We start from the raw sequence: 14,858 nt of genomic DNA, 5'->3' as shown, positions 1-14,858 counted from the left end.
GATCGCCTTGCAGGCACAAGGTCCCCCCCTGCGCCAACGCCGCTTGCCTGAATATCTTGCAAGTGGCAGGCCGAGTATATGACACAGAACAAAAAATATTGATGAGGCGCGTACTAATTACCGTTTTTTGCTGAACTTGCGCGGATACGGCAGACTAACTGGCTGCATACTCACTGAAAATCATCCCAGGGCACTCACCCCATGACCCGTTCCCCCCTGCGCCGCCTGATCTTCGGCGGCCTGCGTCGCCTGTTGTACCTGTGGGTGCGCTCCGAAACCATCAACCAATCGTCGCTGACCCTGCAGCTCGATCGCAGCCGCCCGGTGTTCTACGCCCTGCCCTCGCCGTCGCTGACCGACCTGGCGGTGATCGACCGCGAATGCACCAAGGCCGGATTGCCACGCCCGGTACTGCCGGTGAACGTCGGCGGCAAGCAGGAGCCGGCGGCCTTCTTCTACCTGACGCCCGAACCCGACTGGCTCGGCCGCCAGGACAAACGCGGCGCCCCGCCCACTCTGCAACGCCTGGTCACGACGGTGAGCGAGCACCCCGAGGAAGATGCGCAGATCATTCCAGTGAGCGTGTTCTGGGGCCAGACGCCAGCCAGCGAGTCGAGCCCGTGGAAGCTGCTGTTCGCCGATAGCTGGGCGGTCACCGGCCGCCTGCGCCGGCTGCTGACCATCCTCATTCTCGGCCGCAAGACCCGCGTGCAGTTCTCGGCCCCCATCCACCTGCGCGAACTGGTGGCGCACAACAAGGGCCACGAGCGCACCGTGCGCATGGCCCAGCGCCTGATGCGCGTGCATTTTCGCAACCTCAAGACCGCCGTCATCGGCCCGGACCTCTCGCACCGTCGCAACCTGGTCAAGGGCCTGGTGCACGCGCCGCTGGTGCGCCAGGCCATCGGCGAGGAAGCCTCCCGCGAGAACATCCCGGTGGCCAAGGCCGAGGCCCAGGCCCTGCGCTATGGCAACGAGATCGCCTCGGATTACACCTACACCGCCATCCGCTTCCTGGAAGTGGTGCTGAGCTGGTTCTGGAACAAGATCTACGATGGCATCAAGGTCAACCACATCGAGCAGGTGCAAGGCATCGCTCCTGGCCACGAAGTGATCTACGTCCCCTGCCACCGCAGCCACATCGACTACCTGCTGCTGTCGTACCTGCTGTTTCGCAACGGCCTGACGCCGCCGCACATCGCCGCCGGGATCAACCTCAACATGCCGGTGATCGGCGGGCTGCTGCGCCGTGGCGGGGCCTTCTTCATGCGCCGCACCTTCAAGGGCAACCCGCTGTACACGGCGGTGTTCAACGAGTACCTGCACACCCTGTTCACCAAGGGCTTCCCGGTGGAGTACTTCGTCGAGGGCGGGCGTTCGCGCACCGGGCGCATGCTGCAGCCACGCACCGGCATGCTGGCGATCACCTTGCGCAGCTTCCTGCGCTCTTCGCGCACGCCTATCGTTTTCGTACCGGTGTACATCGGCTATGAACGGGTGCTTGAAGGCCGGACCTACCTGGGCGAGTTGCGCGGTGCGAGCAAGAAGAAGGAATCGATCTTCGACATCTTCAAGGTGATCGGCGCGCTGAAACAGCGTTTTGGCCAGGTCTACGTCAATTTCGGCGAGCCGATCCGCCTGGCCGGCTTCCTCGACCAGCAGCAACCCGGCTGGCGCGAGCAAGCGCTTGGCCCGCAGTTCCGCCCGGCCTGGCTCAACGAGACCACCACCCGCCTGGGTGAAACGGTGGCGCGCCACCTCAACGAGGCGGCCGCGATCAACCCGGTCAATCTGGTCGCCCTGGCGCTGCTGTCCACCAGCCGCCTGGCCCTCGACGAACGCGCCCTGGTCCGTGTGCTCGACCTGTACCTGACGCTGCTGCGCCAAGTGCCCTACTCCGCGCACACCACCTTGCCCGAGGGCGACGGCCAGGCGCTGATCGAGCATGTCCGCGGCATGGACCTGCTGGCCGAGCAGAAGGACGCCCTGGGTCGCATCCTCTACCTGGATGAAGCCAACGCGGTACTGATGACCTACTACCGCAACAACGTCTTGCATATCCTCGCCCTGCCTGCGCTGCTGGCGAGCTTCTTCCTCAGCAGCTCGCGGATGAGCCGCGAATTGCTTGGCCAGTACGTGCATGCGCTGTATCCCTACCTGCAGGCCGAACTGTTCCTGCGCTGGACGCCGGAGCAACTGGACGAGGTGATCGACCAGTGGCTGGCGGCCCTGGTCGATCAGGGCCTGCTGCGCCGCGACGGCGACGTGTTCATGCGCCCAGCCCCCAGCTCGCGTCAGTTCGTCCTGCTGACCCTGCTGGCCCGGGCCATCACCCAGACCCTGCAGCGCTTCTACATGGCCACCTCGTTGCTGCTCAACAGCGGCCAGCACACCCTCAGCGCCGAAGCACTCGAAGACTTGTGCGTGATGATGGCCCAGCGCCTATCGATCCTGCATGGCCTGAACGCACCCGAGTTCTTCGACAAGACCTTGTTCCGCCACTTCATCCAGACCCTGCTCCAGCAGGGCGTACTGCGCGCCGACGGGAACGGCAAGCTGGGCTACCATGACCAGCTCGGCGAACTCACCGAAGGTGTGGCCAAGCGCGTGCTGTCTGCCGAACTGCGCCTGTCGATCCGTCAGGTCGCGCTGCATCACGATGCCCCTGCTCCCAGCTCACCGGAGGCCCCATGAAAAAACACCTGATGCTGTTCTGCGCCGCCCTGCTCGCGGCCTGCTCAAGCCATGAACCGGCGCGCCAAGCGCAACTCGAAGGCGAAGTCTTCTACCTGCAGCGCATCGCCCTACCACCGGCCGCGACCCTCAGTGTGAGCCTGCAGGACGTGTCGCTGATGGACGCCCCGGCCGTGACCCTGGCCAGCCAGGTCGGCCCGATCAAGGGCAACGTGCCGCTGCCGTTCCGTCTCAGCTACGATCCGGCCCAGGTCAAGCCCGGGCACCGCTATGCGCTGAGTGCGCGCATCAAGCTGGACGGCAAGCTGCTGTTCGTCAACACCGAACACCACGGCGTGCTGCTCGATGGCAGCGACCCGCAACCGATACGGGTCAAGGTCGACCCGGTTCGCTGAACCCCCGTATCCATTCGTCGATAAGGAAGTACACATGATCCGCTCCACCCTGCGCTTCACCTCCCTGTGCGCCGGCCTGATGCTCTCGGCCAGCGCCATGGCCCTGTCGCTGGGCGACCTCTCCCAGTCCGACGCCAGCGCCGGCCTCAAGGATGCCCTGACCCAGGGCGCGCAGCTGGCCGTCAAGCAACTGAGCACCCCCGGTGGCTTCAGCGACAACCCGGATGTGCGCATCGAGCTGCCCGGCAAGCTCGGCAAGGCAGCCAAGGCGATGAAGATGTTCGGCCAGGGCGACAAGGTCGATGCCCTGGAAAACAGCATGAACGCCGCCGCCGAAGCGGCGGTGCCGCAGGCCCAGGCGATCCTCGTCGACGCGGTCAAGAAAATGAGCGTGGCCGACGCCAAGGGCATCCTCGGCGGCGGTGACGACTCGGCCACCCAGTACCTGGACAAGAGCAGCCGCGAGCAGATCCGCGCCAAGTTCCTGCCGATCGTCAAGCAGGCCACCGACAAGGTCGGCGTAGCCCAGCAGTACAACGCCTTCGCCGGCCAGGCCAAGGGCCTGGGCCTGATCAAGGAAGACGCCAACATCGAGAACTACGTGACCGAGAAGGCCCTGGACGGCCTGTTCGAGATGATCGCCAAGGAAGAACAGAGCATTCGCCAGAACCCGGCGCAGGCGGCTACCAGCTTGGCCAAGAAGGTCTTCGGAGCTATCTGAGGCGCCTGAGCCTATGGGGGCCGCTAGGCGCCCCATCCGGCCGGTCCGGCGCCCCGGCAAGGCCGCTCCTACATGCATCGTGTGTAGGAGCGGCCTCGTGCCGCGAAAGGAGGGCAACGCCCTTCCAGCAAACCGTCAACCCTTCCTGACCCTGAACCACGCCGCATACAACGCCGGCAGGAACAGCAGCGTCAGCGCCGTGGCCACGATCAACCCACCCATGATCGCCACCGCCATCGGCCCATAGAACACACTGCGCGACAACGGGATCATCGCCAGCACCGCCGCCAACGCGGTCAGTACGATGGGTCGGAAGCGTCGCACGGTGGCCTCGATGATCGCCTGCCAGCGGTCCAGCCCGGCGGCGATGTCCTGCTCGATCTGGTCCACCAGGATCACCGAGTTGCGCATGATCATGCCCGCCAGGGCAATAGTCCCGAGCATCGCGACGAAGCCGAACGGCTGGCGGAACACCAGCAGGAACAGGGTCACGCCGATCAGCCCCAGGGGCGCGGTGAGGAACACCATCACCGTGCGCGAGAAGCTGCGCAACTGGATCATCAGCAAGCTCAGCACCACCACCACGAACAACGGCATGCCGGCATTCACCGACTTCTGCCCACGCGTCGAATCCTCGACCGTGCCGCCCACCTCCAGCAAGTAGCCATCGGGCAGCTTGGCCTTGATCGTCGCCAGGCTCGGCTCGATCTGCGTGACCAGCGTGGCGGGCTGCTCCTGGCCGTAGATGTCGGCGCGCACGGTCACCGTCGGCAAGCGGTTGCGGTGCCAGATGATGCCTTCTTCGAAGCCGTATTCCAGCGTCGCCACCTGTGACAGCGCCACGCTCCGGCCATTGTCGGTAGGCAGCGCCAGGCTGCCGAGGTTGGCCAGCTCGGTGCGCTCGCGTGGCGTGCCGCGAAGAAGGATCTCGATCAGCTCGTTATCTTCGCGGTACTGGCTCACCGAGCTGCCGGTGAGCGAGCTCTGCAGGAAACTCGACAGGTGCGCGGTGCTCACGCCCAGCGCCCGTGCGCGGTCCTGATCGATGTTCAGGTACACCGCCTTGCTCGGCTCTTCCCAGTCCAGGTGCACGTTGACCACATGGGAGTTCTCGCGCACCTTTTCCGCCACCTGGCGGGCCAGGGCACGCACCTCTTCGATATGTTCCCCCGTGACCCGGAACTGCACCGGGTAGCCTACCGGTGGGCCGTTCTCCAGGCGCGTGACGCGCCCGCGCAGGTCGGGGAAGCGCTGGTCCAGCGTCTCGATCAGCCAACTGCGCAGGTGTTCGCGGTCTTCCATCGACTTGGCCAACACCACGAACTGAGCGAAGCTCGCCGCAGGCAACTGCTGGTCCAGCGGCAAGTAGAAGCGCGGCGAACCGGTGCCGACATAGGCCACATAGTTGTCGATACCCTGCTGTTGCTTGAGCATGGCTTCGAGCTGCTTGACCCGCTCGGTCGTGTTGGCCAGCGAGGCCCCTTCGGCCAACTTCAGGTCGACCATCAGTTCAGGGCGCCCTGAGGCGGGGAAGAACTGTTGGGGGACGAAGCGGAACAGCAGCAAGCTGCCGACGAACGCTGCCAGGGTCAGCAGGATCACCGTCTTGCGCCGGCGCACGCACCACTCCACCAGGCGCCGCACGCGTTGGTAGAACGGCGTTGCATAGGGGTCTGGCGCTTGCCCGTCGCGGCCATGGCGCTGCGCATGCAGCTTGGCCAGGTCCGGCAGCAGCCGCTCGCCCAGGTAAGGCACGAACATCACCGCCGCTACCCAGGATGCCAGCAGGGCAATGGTCACCACCTGGAACAGCGAGCGCGTGTATTCGCCGGTGCTCGACGCCGCCGTGGCGATCGGCAGGAAGCCCGCAGCGGTAATCAACGTACCGGTCAGCATCGGGAAAGCCGTGCTGCTCCAGGCGAAGCTTGCCGCCTTGAGGCGGTCGTAGCCTTGCTCCATCTTGATCGCCATCATCTCCACGGCGATGATCGCATCGTCCACCAGCAGCCCCAGGGCCAGCACCAGCGCGCCAAGCGAGATCTTGTGCAGGCCGATGCCGAAGTAGTGCATGGCAGCGAAGGTCATGGCCAGTACCAGCGGAATGGCCAGGGCCACCACCAGGCCGGTACGCAAGCCCAGCGAGAAGAAGCTCACCAGCAACACGATGACCAGTGCCTCGGCCAACACCTGGACGAACTCGCCGACCCCGGCCTTGACCGCCGCCGGCTGGTCCGACACCTTGCGCAGTTCCATGCCCGCCGGCAGATTGCGCGCCAGGCGTTCGAACTCGACCTCCAGGGCCTTGCCCAGCACCAGGATGTCGCCGCCATCCTTCATCGCCACCGCCAGGCCGATGGCGTCCTCGCCCATGAAGCGCATGCGCGGGGCCGGTGGGTCATTGAAGCCCCGGTGCACCTCGGCTACATCACCGATGCGCAGGGTGCGGTCGCCCACCCGGATGGGGAACTGGCGAATCTGCTCGACGCTGTCGAAACGCCCGCTCACACGCAATTGCAAGCGCTCGCTCGGGGTTTCGAAGAAGCCTGCAGTGCTCACTGCGTTCTGCTCGCGCAATGCCTGCTGCACCGCCTCCAGCGGCACGCCGAGGGTGGCGAGCTTGAGATTGGAGAGTTCGATCCAGACTTTCTCGTCCTGCAGGCCGATCAGTTCGACCTTGCCCACATCCTTGACCCGTTGCAGCTGGATCTGGATACGGTCGGCATAGTCCTTGAGCACCGCGTAATCGAAACCCTCACCGGTCAGCGCATAGATATTGCCGAAAGTAGTGCCGAACTCGTCGTTGAAGAATGGCCCCTGGATCTCCGGCGGCAGGGTGTGGCGGATGTCCGCGACCTTCTTGCGAATCTGGTACCACAGCTCGGGAATGTCCTTGGATGGCATCGAGTCACGCGCCATGAACGTGACCTGGGACTCGCCCGGGCGCGAGAACGAGACGATCTTCTCGTACTCGCCGGTTTCCATCAGTTTTTTCTCGATGCGCTCGGTGACTTGGCGCGACACCTCCTCGGCCGTTGCACCTGGCCACAAGGTCTGGATGACCATGGCCTTGAAGGTGAACGGCGGGTCTTCGCTCTGGCCCAGCTTGGTGTACGACATCACGCCCACGGCGGCCAGCAGGATCATCAGGAACAACACGATCTGGCGATTGCGCAGCGCCCACGCGGAAAGGTTGAAACCCATCGCGACTTACTCCTTGGCCTTCAGGTTCACCACCCGGTTGCTGCGATCCACCGGCCGCACCTCTTGCCCCTCACGCAACACATGGCCGCCCGCTGCGACGATCCAGTCGTCGGCTTGCAGCCCGGCAAGCACCGGCACCCGCTCGCTGCCATACGGCCCCAGGCGCACCGGGGCCCGTTCCAGGCGGTGCTGCGGGTCGACCCGCCAGACGTAGGCCTGGCCGTTCTCCGCGTTGACCGCCGACAACGGCACCGCCAGCGGCACCCCCATGGCATGAGCGATGTACACCCGGGCGCTCTGGCCGATATCGGCCGGCACCTTGGCCGACGTAAAGGCGATACGCGCAGCGAAGGTGCGCGAGCGTGGGTCCGCGGCCGGCGACAGTTCACGAATGCGCCCTTCGAAGCGCTCGTTGGGGTGGGACCACAGCTCTACGCTGACGGCCTGGCCCACGGCAAAGTGGGCGAACTGCTGCTCGGGCAGGCTGATGACCACTTCGCGTTCGCCATCGGCGGCCAGGGTGAACACCGTCTGCCCAGCGGCGACCACCTGGCCGACCTCGACCTGACGCTTGGCGATCACCCCGGCCTGCGGTGCACGCAGCACGGCGTAGCCCGCCTGGTTGCCCGCCACGTCGAATTCGGCCTTGGCCTGCTTCACCCTGGCGAGCCCGGCGCGGTAGAGGTTCTCGGCATTGTCGTACTGCGAATGGCTGACCATCTGCCGTTCCAGCAGCTTCTGGTAGCGATCCCGCTCGGCGCGCGCCAGCGACAGGTTGGCCTCGGCGGCTGCCAGCTGGGCGCGGTTGGCCTCCAGTTGCAGGCGTACATCCTGCGGATCGAGCTCGGCCAGCGGCTGTTCTGCCTTGACCCGTTGCCCTTCCTCGACCAGGCGCCGGCTGACCTTGCCGGCAATGCGGAAGGCCAGCTCCGGCTCGAAGCGCGCCCGCACTTCGCCGGGGTAGCTATCGGCACCGGCCTCCAACGGCTGCGGCTGCACCACCAGGGCCGGGCGTGGCGCCGCCGGTGCCGCAGCTTCCTGGCCGCAGGCGGCGAGCAACAGGCCGGCGAGCGCCGGTACAGTGAAGAACAAGGCTTGACGCAGCATGATGCATCCTTTCGCGAAGAGCACGTCGAATATTTATACTGGCGAGTATATTAAATCAGCCAAACAACGCCGGGAAGCCGGCCAGCACAAGAAAAACCCCATTAACGCCGGGCATCGATTGCAGCCGGATCGCCCCCGAGCCGGTAAGATGGTCGCCTACTTCCCCACACTCGGATTCCAATGTCCCACGACGCACCCAACGGCCCAGGCCGGCCCAAGGACCTGGCCAAGCGCGAAGCCATCCTCGAGGCGGCCAAATCGCTGTTCCTCAGCCTCGGCTACGCCAACACCAGCATGGATGCGGTCGCTGCGGCGGCAGGTGTTTCGAAGCTCACGGTCTATAGCCACTTCACCGACAAACAGACGCTGTTCTGCTCGGCGGTCATGGCGACCTGTCAGATCCAGTTGCCCGACCTGCTGTTCGAGTACCCCGAAGGGGTGCCGGTAGAAGAGGTATTGCTCAATATTGCCCGAGGCTTCCAGGCATTGATCAGCAGTGACGAGGCGGTGAAGCTCAGCCGGCTGATCATGGCCCAGGGCAGCCTCGACCCGAGCTTTGGCGAGTATTTCTACGAGGCTGGGCCCAAGCGTGTGCTGGCGGGGATGGAGGGGCTGTTGCGCCAGATGGACGCGCACGGCTTGCTACGTATCGACAACCCGCTGAGCGCGGCCGAGCACTTCTTCTGCCTGGTCAAAGGCGCGCCGGATTATCGCCTGCTCTTGGGGTGCGCGGGGCCGCTGGAAGGGCCAGAAGCCGAGGCGCATGTACGTGAAGTGGTCGGGGTGTTTCTGAGGGCGTTCAGGCCTTGAGGGCCTTTTTGGGATAGATGTCATACCGGCTCGACTTGCCCTCCAGGCTATGGCTCGGCTTGGGCCCGTCGATGATCGGCGCCTTGCGCGGGCGCTTGACCACCACCCGGTGGCTGGCCAGGGCCAATGCCGCCTCCAGCAACGCCGGGGCGTCGAGGTCATCACCCACCAAGGGCCGGAACACACGCATTTCCTTCTTCACCAGCGCGCTCTTGTCGCGGTGCGGGAACATCGGGTCGAGATAGACCACCTGCGGCGGCTCGCCCTCCCAGGCACGCATGCGCTCGATGGCGTTGCCGGTCAGCAGGCGCATGCGCCCGATAATGGGAGCCACTTCTTCGTCCAGGCGCCCACGTGCCAGGCCATCCTCCAGCAGCGCGGCGATCAGCGGCTGGCGTTCGATCAAGGTCATCTGGCAGCCCAGGCTGGCCAGCACGAACGCATCCTTGCCCAAGCCTGCGGTGGCATCGAGCACCTGTGGCCGCACCCCTTGGGAAATGCCCACGGCCTTGGCGATCATCTGCCCGTTACCCCCACCGAACTGGCGCCGATGCGCCGCCTGGCCTTCGACGAAGTCCACCCGCACCGGCCCCGGTGCCTGCGGGCCGAGCTGCTGGATCTGCAGCCCCTCAGCGCCCACCTGCACGGCGAACCCGGCGGCGTCATCCTGCAGCGGCAACGCGAGACGCCCTGCCCATGCGGCAGCCTGCGCCTCGAATTCAGCCGACAGTGCCTCGACCCGGATACCTGTGCCCTGCTCTTCCATCATTCACACCTGAAAATTGAACCCAGCCATTAATGTATCGGCCACGGCGGCCGATACAGGCAGTATCCCGCTATTCTGCCAGAGCACAACGCGCCCGACTGCCATGTCAGAAACTCTTTCCATCGGCCTGACCTACCTGTCGACTGTCGGCAACTACAGCCAGCAGAATACCCAGGCACTCGGGGGCGTCAGCCACCTGTGGCAGGATTTCTTTGCCCGCGCCATGGCCGAGCAACCGGTGCAGGAGCCCGACACCTTCAGCCAGGCACTGGAGCAGTACGACACGCAAAGTGGCGAACCCATCGGCGGCGCCCGCGCGCTGGCGTTGATCGACGCGCAGCGCGCCTGCAACGTCCAGGACAGCGAAGTCGCCCCACCCGAGCCGTTGTTCCTGCCCAAGGCGGAACTGGAAGCCCACCTACTCGAACCCGCCGCCGAACCCTACAGCACCGCCGAGCTGATCGAGCAGCAACGCCAGCTCGACGTCAACAACAGCTGGTTGCGCCCGGTGGTCATGAGCCAGGGCCAGGATCAGCCGGAACCCGGCCCGGCACCGGCCACGCGTCCGCTGTTCCTGCCGATCGCCGAATTCGAGACGGACCTGCTGCCGCCTGCCGCCGAACCCTTCGATGACGCCACCCTGGCGCGCCAGCAACAGGACCTGGAGTTCGACACCCATTGGGCGCGCCCGGTGGTGCTGAACAATGTCCGCGCCTACGCCTGAAGTCAGCGGCAGACCTGCCAGCGCCCCATGTCCAGGTGAAAGTGATTGTGGTGCGCGGCGTTGTAGTCCGGGCCCAGCACGGTGCCGAACACCTCGCACGCCGCTTGCCGCACCTCGCGCAGGAAGTTCGCCTTGCGCCCCTCGCCCTGCCAGTCCCGCGCCAATACCACGCGCTGGCCATCCTTCAGGCGAAAGCCACTGATATCCAGGGCGTTGGCCGTGGCGTGCTGGCTGAGACGGCCCTGGGCACGGTGGTACACATTGCGACAGGCAAAGCTGCCAAGGTGATCGACCTGCACCACCGACTGGCCAAACGCCCGCTGAGCCGCTGGCTGCAGGCCATGCACCTCGAACAGCGCATAGGCCACCGCCAACGGGCAACTGGCCAGAAAGCTGCTGGACAGGCGCGCTTCGCCACCCTCGATGCGCCACACATTGCGCAGCGGGCAGGTGGCGGAAGCCGGGCTATCAGCCTGGGCCCGGTAGCGCAGGTTGGAACTGTGCAAGGCTTGCTCGCACAGCTGCGGGTCATCGGCAAGGCGTGACAGCTTGTAGGAGGTCAGCAGGTTGGGCGGCTGGCGTACATCCAGTGGCGCCCAGGGGTTCCAGGCCGAAGGCGGCCGCCAGCCCTGCTGCCAGGCAAGGCCCGCGGCCAGTCCCAGGCCGAGCAGCAGCGCCAGCCAGCGCATGGTTCAGCGGCGGAACAGGTCGTTGAGCTGCGCGAACGGCAGCGCCTGTTCGCCGTAGCCGAAGGTGCCCTGGTCGCGAATCTCCAATGCTGCGCGCTGCAAGGCGCCCAGCGCGGCGCGCGCCATCGACGATCCGACGCTGATGCGCCGCACGCCGAGGTCTTGCAGCTGGTTGACGCTCAAGGGTACGCCAGCCAGGCCCATCAGCACGTTGACCGGTTTCGGTGCCACCGCCTGGACCACCGCGCGCACCTCGTCGACGCTGCGCAGGCCCGGGGCATAGAGCACGTCGGCCCCGGCCTCGGCGAAGGCCTGCAAGCGCAGGATGGTGTCATCCAGGTCCATGCGCCCGTGCAGCAGGTTTTCCGCACGGGCGCACAGGGTGAAGGGGAATGGCAGGCTGCGTGCGGCCTGCACGGCAGCGCGCACCCGCGACACGGCCAGCTCGAAGTCGTAGATCGGGGCGTCGCTGCGACCACTGGCGTCTTCGATCGATCCGCCGACCAACCCCGTTTCGGCGGCCCGCAGGATGGTCTGGGCGCAGTCCTCGGGCAGATCGCCAAAGCCATTTTCCAGGTCGGCGGCCACCGGCAACGGCGTGGCATCGACGATCACTGCGGCATTGTCCAGGGTCTCGTCCAGGCTCAGGGCGCCTTCGGCATCCGGGCGCCCCAGGCTGAAGGCCAGGCCTGCACTGGTGCTGGCCAGCGCCTCGAAGCCCAGGCTGGCCAGCAACTTGGCGGAGCCCGCATCCCAGGGGTTGGGGATGACGAAAGCGCCATCACGTTCGTGCAATGCCTTGAAGGCCTCGGCTCGCAGGGTCTGTACATCCATGGTCGCAACCTCCGGGGGGCAGGGAATGGTCAGAGTAGCCCCAGTTGTTCGACCTCGGGCGCGCGCGGCAATTCCGGCAGCGCAGGCAGGCCCGGCAGGCGCGCCATCAACCGCTGGTGAAAACGCTGGGCCAGCGCGGCAGCCAGCCGGTTGTCGGCGGTATGCAGGAATACATAGGGGCTGCGCCCCTCTTCGATCCAGGCCGCGACTTTCTCGACCCAGGGCGTGAGGAAGGTTTCGTTGGACGCAAGCTCCGGGTGGCCGATGAAGCGCACCTGCGGGTGCAGGGTGAATGCTGCCGGGCGGGGCGGCACCTTGGGCTTCTTCGACTGCGCATGCAGCACCGCAGGGTCGCGCGAGGTACAGCTGAACAGCGCGCGCGGGTCGAGGCAGATGCGTTCCACGCCGCGCTCGTGCAACAGCCGGTTGAGCAGGCGCTCTTCCTCGCCCTTGGCGAAGAACGCCTGATTGCGTACCTCCACCGCCACCGGCACGCCGATCTCGTCGAGAAAATGGCACAGCTCGCCCAGCCGTGCGGGGCTGAACTGCGCCGGCAGCTGTAGCCAGTAGGGCGACACACGCTGGCCCAGAGGGGCCATCAGGCGGGTGAAGTCGAAGGCAGGCTCCAGTTGGTCACGCAAGTCACCCTCGTGGCTGATATCGCGGGGAAACTTGGCAGTGAAGCGGAAATGCGCCGGCATGGCCTGCGCCCAACGCGCCAGGATGGTGGGCGCAGGGCGAGCATAGAACGTGGTGTTGCCCTCGACGGCATTGAACACCTGGCTGTACAAACCGAGCATCTCATTGCTGTTGGCGTCGGCGGGATACAGGTAATCACGCCAGGCGTTTTCGCTCCAGGACGGACAACCCAGGAAATAAGGCAGAGGTGATGAATTCATCCATCAAATGTACAGGTCGAGCCCCAGTACTTCCATGTCCCAGTCATTGAAGCCGGCGGTGCTCAGGTAACTGGCCAGCGCACGGGCAGTGCGTCGGTCACATGCGCGCGGGAAGACCATGTCTTGCTGGCGGGCGGGCAGCGCAGCGCCACGTGGCCGTACAGGCGCAGCCTGGGCGACTTCGGCCTCTTCGACCAGCTCGGCGTCATCGATGCTTTCGTCGCGCACCGCTGCCTTGCGCGGTGGGCGCTTGATCGGATAGGACTGCGATGAGAAGCCATCGATACGCATGAAGGAGCACTCAGGACCAATAGTGGCAATTTAGCAGCACCAGGAATCCTTCGCTAATGCCCGCGTGATAACTGGACCACAGTTCGGGAAAAAGGTTTTATCGTGACCGGCAATAACCGACGGGCAACCCTCAACGCGCCTTCGGAGTAGCTACATTATCGCGCAGATACACCGGCTGCGCCTGCTCGGCGGCAATCGCCTCGCCGCGTGCCCAGGCAAAGCTGGCCAGGCTCAGCACATCCTGGGCATGGGGCAAGGCACCGACATTCGTGGCACAGGCCTTGACCGCGAGGCGTTCGCCATACCCCCAACCGGTACCGGCACCGTACCAGTCGCCGCTGCAGCCTTCGGGCAGGGCCACTCGCTCTGGCGGTAGCACCGCCTCGTTGCCGAGCAAACGCATCTCCCCTGCCACCGCCTGGTAGCAACCCCAGTACACCTCGTCCATGCGCGCATCGATGGCCGCTGCCACCTGCTGCACCCCGTGCTCACGCAGCGCGCCCTGGGCCAGCGCCGCCAGGTTGGACACCGGCAGTACCGGGCGTTCCAGGGCAAAGGCCAGACCTTGGACCACGCCAATGGCGATGCGCACGCCAGTGAACGCCCCCGGGCCACGGCCAAAGGCGATGGCGTCCAGGGCAGTGAGCGCCACGCCGGAATCGGCAAGCAGTTGCTTGATCATCGGCAGCAGCTTCTGCGCATGCATGCGCGGGATCACCTCGTAATGGCTGGTTACCTTGCCGTCATGCAGCAATGCGACGGAACAGGCTTCGGTGGCGGTATCCAGGGCCAGCAGGGTGGTCATCGAACGGGTTTCCAGAGGGCGAGGGAAAAGAGCGGCAGTATAAACGACAACGGCCCGCAAGCGGGCCGTCGTGACGCACGGTGCTGGATCAGCTCAGGGCTGCCAGTACCTTGGCGGTGATGGCTTCGACCGAACCGACGCCTTCGATGTGGCTGTACTTCGGCTTGCCGGCATTGGCAGCCGACAGCTTCTGGTAGAAGTCGACCAGCGGTTTGGTCTGGCTGTGGTAGACCGACAGGCGATGACGCACGGTCTCTTCCTTGTCGTCGTCACGCTGGATCAGGTCTTCGCCGGTCTCGTCATCCTTGCCTTCCACTTTCGGCGGGTTGTACTGAATGTGGTAGGTGCGGCCCGAGGCCAGGTGCACACGGCGGCCCGCCATGCGGCCGACGATCTCTTCGTCGTCGACGGCGATCTCGACCACGGCGTCGATATCGACACCTGCGGCGACCATGGCTTCAGCCTGAGGGATGGTACGTGGGAAGCCGTCGAACAGGCAGCCGTTGGCGCAGTCCGGCTGGGCGATGCGCTCCTTGACCAGGCTGATGATCAGCTCGTCCGAGACCAGTTGGCCGGCGTCCATGACCTTCTTCAGTTCCAGGCCCAGCGGGGTGCCGGCCTTGACCGCGGCACGCAGCATGTCACCGGTGGAAATCTGTGGAATACCGAATTTCTCGGTGATGAATTTTGCCTGAGTACCTTTACCGGCCCCGGGAGCTCCCAGCAGAATTACGCGCATCTTGTGCTCCTCAAATTTTTTTATGAAATTCAATGGATTCGGCAACCAGGGCCAAGTCCGGAAAATCGGGTAAGACCATAAATCGGTCGAAAGGCTGCTCAAGATACACAGCGCTCGGCAGCCAGACAAGCGCCACAAAGTTGCAGGAATGTGCCATTCGCGCCCTCGCCGGCAAGTGGTTGC

General features: G+C 65.3%; 14 protein-coding genes. 5 read left to right on the top strand and 9 right to left on the bottom strand.

Annotated elements, in window-relative coordinates; all coding sequences use genetic code 11:
* Positions 1-201: 201 nt before the first annotated feature.
* From plsB to IAE37_RS08645, 3 genes are read left to right on the top strand one after another with little or no spacing between them, the layout of a single operon-like run.
* Positions 202-2,694, top strand: a complete 2,493-nt coding sequence (plsB, locus tag IAE37_RS08655; RefSeq protein WP_201172316.1) for a glycerol-3-phosphate 1-O-acyltransferase PlsB — start codon at positions 202-204, stop codon at positions 2,692-2,694.
* The gene (locus IAE37_RS08650; RefSeq protein ID WP_201172309.1) at positions 2,691-3,089 is read left to right on the top strand and encodes a YbaY family lipoprotein; all 399 of its coding nucleotides are present in this window, start codon (positions 2,691-2,693) and stop codon (positions 3,087-3,089) included. The genes plsB and IAE37_RS08650 overlap by 4 nt, the downstream gene beginning before the upstream one ends.
* A gap of 34 nt (positions 3,090-3,123) precedes the next feature.
* A complete protein-coding gene (locus IAE37_RS08645) occupies positions 3,124-3,810 on the top strand; it encodes a DUF4197 domain-containing protein (protein ID WP_201172307.1) in 687 nt (228 codons plus the stop codon).
* A gap of 135 nt (positions 3,811-3,945) precedes the next feature.
* On the opposite strand, the gene IAE37_RS08640 is transcribed toward IAE37_RS08645, so the two are convergent.
* On the bottom strand, positions 3,946-7,011 hold the full coding sequence (locus IAE37_RS08640) for an efflux RND transporter permease subunit (protein ID WP_201172305.1): 3,066 nt from the start codon (positions 7,009-7,011) through the stop codon (positions 3,946-3,948).
* Positions 7,012-7,017: 6 nt separating this feature from the next.
* Positions 7,018-8,118, bottom strand: a complete 1,101-nt coding sequence (locus IAE37_RS08635; protein ID WP_201172303.1) for an efflux RND transporter periplasmic adaptor subunit — start codon at positions 8,116-8,118, stop codon at positions 7,018-7,020.
* A 180-nt stretch (positions 8,119-8,298) separates the two neighbouring features.
* On the opposite strand from IAE37_RS08635, the gene IAE37_RS08630 reads away from it, so the two are divergent.
* Positions 8,299-8,928 (top strand): TetR/AcrR family transcriptional regulator, encoded by a 630-nt coding sequence (locus IAE37_RS08630; protein WP_201172302.1) that lies wholly within the window; start codon positions 8,299-8,301, stop codon positions 8,926-8,928.
* On the opposite strand, the gene IAE37_RS08625 is transcribed toward IAE37_RS08630, so the two are convergent.
* Positions 8,918-9,694 carry a class I SAM-dependent methyltransferase gene (locus tag IAE37_RS08625; protein WP_201172297.1) on the bottom strand — a complete coding sequence of 259 codons (777 nt, stop codon included), beginning with the start codon at positions 9,692-9,694 and terminating at the stop codon, positions 8,918-8,920. The genes IAE37_RS08630 and IAE37_RS08625 overlap by 11 nt on opposite strands.
* Before the next feature lie 103 nt (positions 9,695-9,797).
* Between IAE37_RS08625 and IAE37_RS08620 the strand changes: the two genes are divergently transcribed.
* Complete coding sequence (locus IAE37_RS08620; RefSeq protein WP_201172294.1) at positions 9,798-10,418, top strand: energy transducer TonB; 621 nt, start codon at positions 9,798-9,800, stop codon at positions 10,416-10,418.
* A gap of 2 nt (positions 10,419-10,420) precedes the next feature.
* Here IAE37_RS08620 and IAE37_RS08615 read toward each other — a convergent pair whose 3' ends face one another.
* From IAE37_RS08615 to adk, 6 genes are all read right to left on the bottom strand, one after another.
* Entirely contained in the window at positions 10,421-11,107 is a 687-nt protein-coding gene (locus tag IAE37_RS08615) for an extensin-like domain-containing protein (RefSeq protein WP_201172290.1), read from the bottom strand.
* Between the two features lie 3 nt (positions 11,108-11,110).
* Positions 11,111-11,941, bottom strand: coding sequence for an isocitrate lyase/PEP mutase family protein (locus IAE37_RS08610; protein ID WP_201172285.1), 831 nt, complete (start codon positions 11,939-11,941; stop codon positions 11,111-11,113).
* A 29-nt stretch (positions 11,942-11,970) separates the two neighbouring features.
* Positions 11,971-12,840: a DUF72 domain-containing protein gene (locus IAE37_RS08605; protein ID WP_201172283.1), complete on the bottom strand. Its 870-nt coding sequence runs from the start codon at positions 12,838-12,840 to the stop codon at positions 11,971-11,973.
* 3 nt (positions 12,841-12,843) lie between these two features.
* A complete protein-coding gene (locus IAE37_RS08600; protein ID WP_201172281.1) occupies positions 12,844-13,131 on the bottom strand; it encodes a hypothetical protein in 288 nt (95 codons plus the stop codon).
* A gap of 130 nt (positions 13,132-13,261) precedes the next feature.
* Positions 13,262-13,936: a tRNA (adenosine(37)-N6)-threonylcarbamoyltransferase complex dimerization subunit type 1 TsaB gene (tsaB, locus tag IAE37_RS08595; RefSeq protein WP_201172278.1), complete on the bottom strand. Its 675-nt coding sequence runs from the start codon at positions 13,934-13,936 to the stop codon at positions 13,262-13,264.
* Positions 13,937-14,024: 88 nt separating this feature from the next.
* Entirely contained in the window at positions 14,025-14,675 is a 651-nt protein-coding gene (gene adk / locus IAE37_RS08590; RefSeq protein ID WP_016712963.1) for an adenylate kinase, read from the bottom strand.
* Between the last annotated feature and the right edge of the window lie 183 nt (positions 14,676-14,858).

Origin of the sequence: Pseudomonas sp. S31 (assembly GCF_016648105.1) — a bacterium.
In the GTDB taxonomy this organism is placed as follows: Bacteria; Pseudomonadota; Gammaproteobacteria; order Pseudomonadales; family Pseudomonadaceae; genus Aquipseudomonas.
Note: the sequence above shows the minus strand (reverse complement) of the source record. Positions and strands in the feature narration are given on the sequence as shown.

Excerpts from the sequence above, each read along its gene's own strand:
- plsB (WP_201172316.1), top strand. The coding sequence starts at position 202 with ATGACCCGTTCCCCCCTGCGCCGCCTGATCTTCGGCGGCCTGCGTCGC.
- IAE37_RS08650 (WP_201172309.1), top strand. The coding sequence starts at position 2,691 with ATGAAAAAACACCTGATGCTGTTCTGCGCCGCCCTGCTCGCGGCCTGC.
- IAE37_RS08645 (WP_201172307.1), top strand. The coding sequence starts at position 3,124 with ATGATCCGCTCCACCCTGCGCTTCACCTCCCTGTGCGCCGGCCTGATG.
- IAE37_RS08640 (WP_201172305.1), bottom strand. The coding sequence starts at position 7,011 with ATGGGTTTCAACCTTTCCGCGTGGGCGCTGCGCAATCGCCAGATCGTG.
- IAE37_RS08635 (WP_201172303.1), bottom strand. The coding sequence starts at position 8,118 with ATGCTGCGTCAAGCCTTGTTCTTCACTGTACCGGCGCTCGCCGGCCTG.
- IAE37_RS08630 (WP_201172302.1), top strand. The coding sequence starts at position 8,299 with ATGTCCCACGACGCACCCAACGGCCCAGGCCGGCCCAAGGACCTGGCC.
- IAE37_RS08625 (WP_201172297.1), bottom strand. The coding sequence starts at position 9,694 with ATGGAAGAGCAGGGCACAGGTATCCGGGTCGAGGCACTGTCGGCTGAA.
- IAE37_RS08620 (WP_201172294.1), top strand. The coding sequence starts at position 9,798 with ATGTCAGAAACTCTTTCCATCGGCCTGACCTACCTGTCGACTGTCGGC.
- IAE37_RS08615 (WP_201172290.1), bottom strand. The coding sequence starts at position 11,107 with ATGCGCTGGCTGGCGCTGCTGCTCGGCCTGGGACTGGCCGCGGGCCTT.
- IAE37_RS08610 (WP_201172285.1), bottom strand. The coding sequence starts at position 11,941 with ATGGATGTACAGACCCTGCGAGCCGAGGCCTTCAAGGCATTGCACGAA.
- IAE37_RS08605 (WP_201172283.1), bottom strand. The coding sequence starts at position 12,840 with ATGAATTCATCACCTCTGCCTTATTTCCTGGGTTGTCCGTCCTGGAGC.
- IAE37_RS08600 (WP_201172281.1), bottom strand. The coding sequence starts at position 13,131 with ATGCGTATCGATGGCTTCTCATCGCAGTCCTATCCGATCAAGCGCCCA.
- tsaB (WP_201172278.1), bottom strand. The coding sequence starts at position 13,936 with ATGACCACCCTGCTGGCCCTGGATACCGCCACCGAAGCCTGTTCCGTC.
- adk (WP_016712963.1), bottom strand. The coding sequence starts at position 14,675 with ATGCGCGTAATTCTGCTGGGAGCTCCCGGGGCCGGTAAAGGTACTCAG.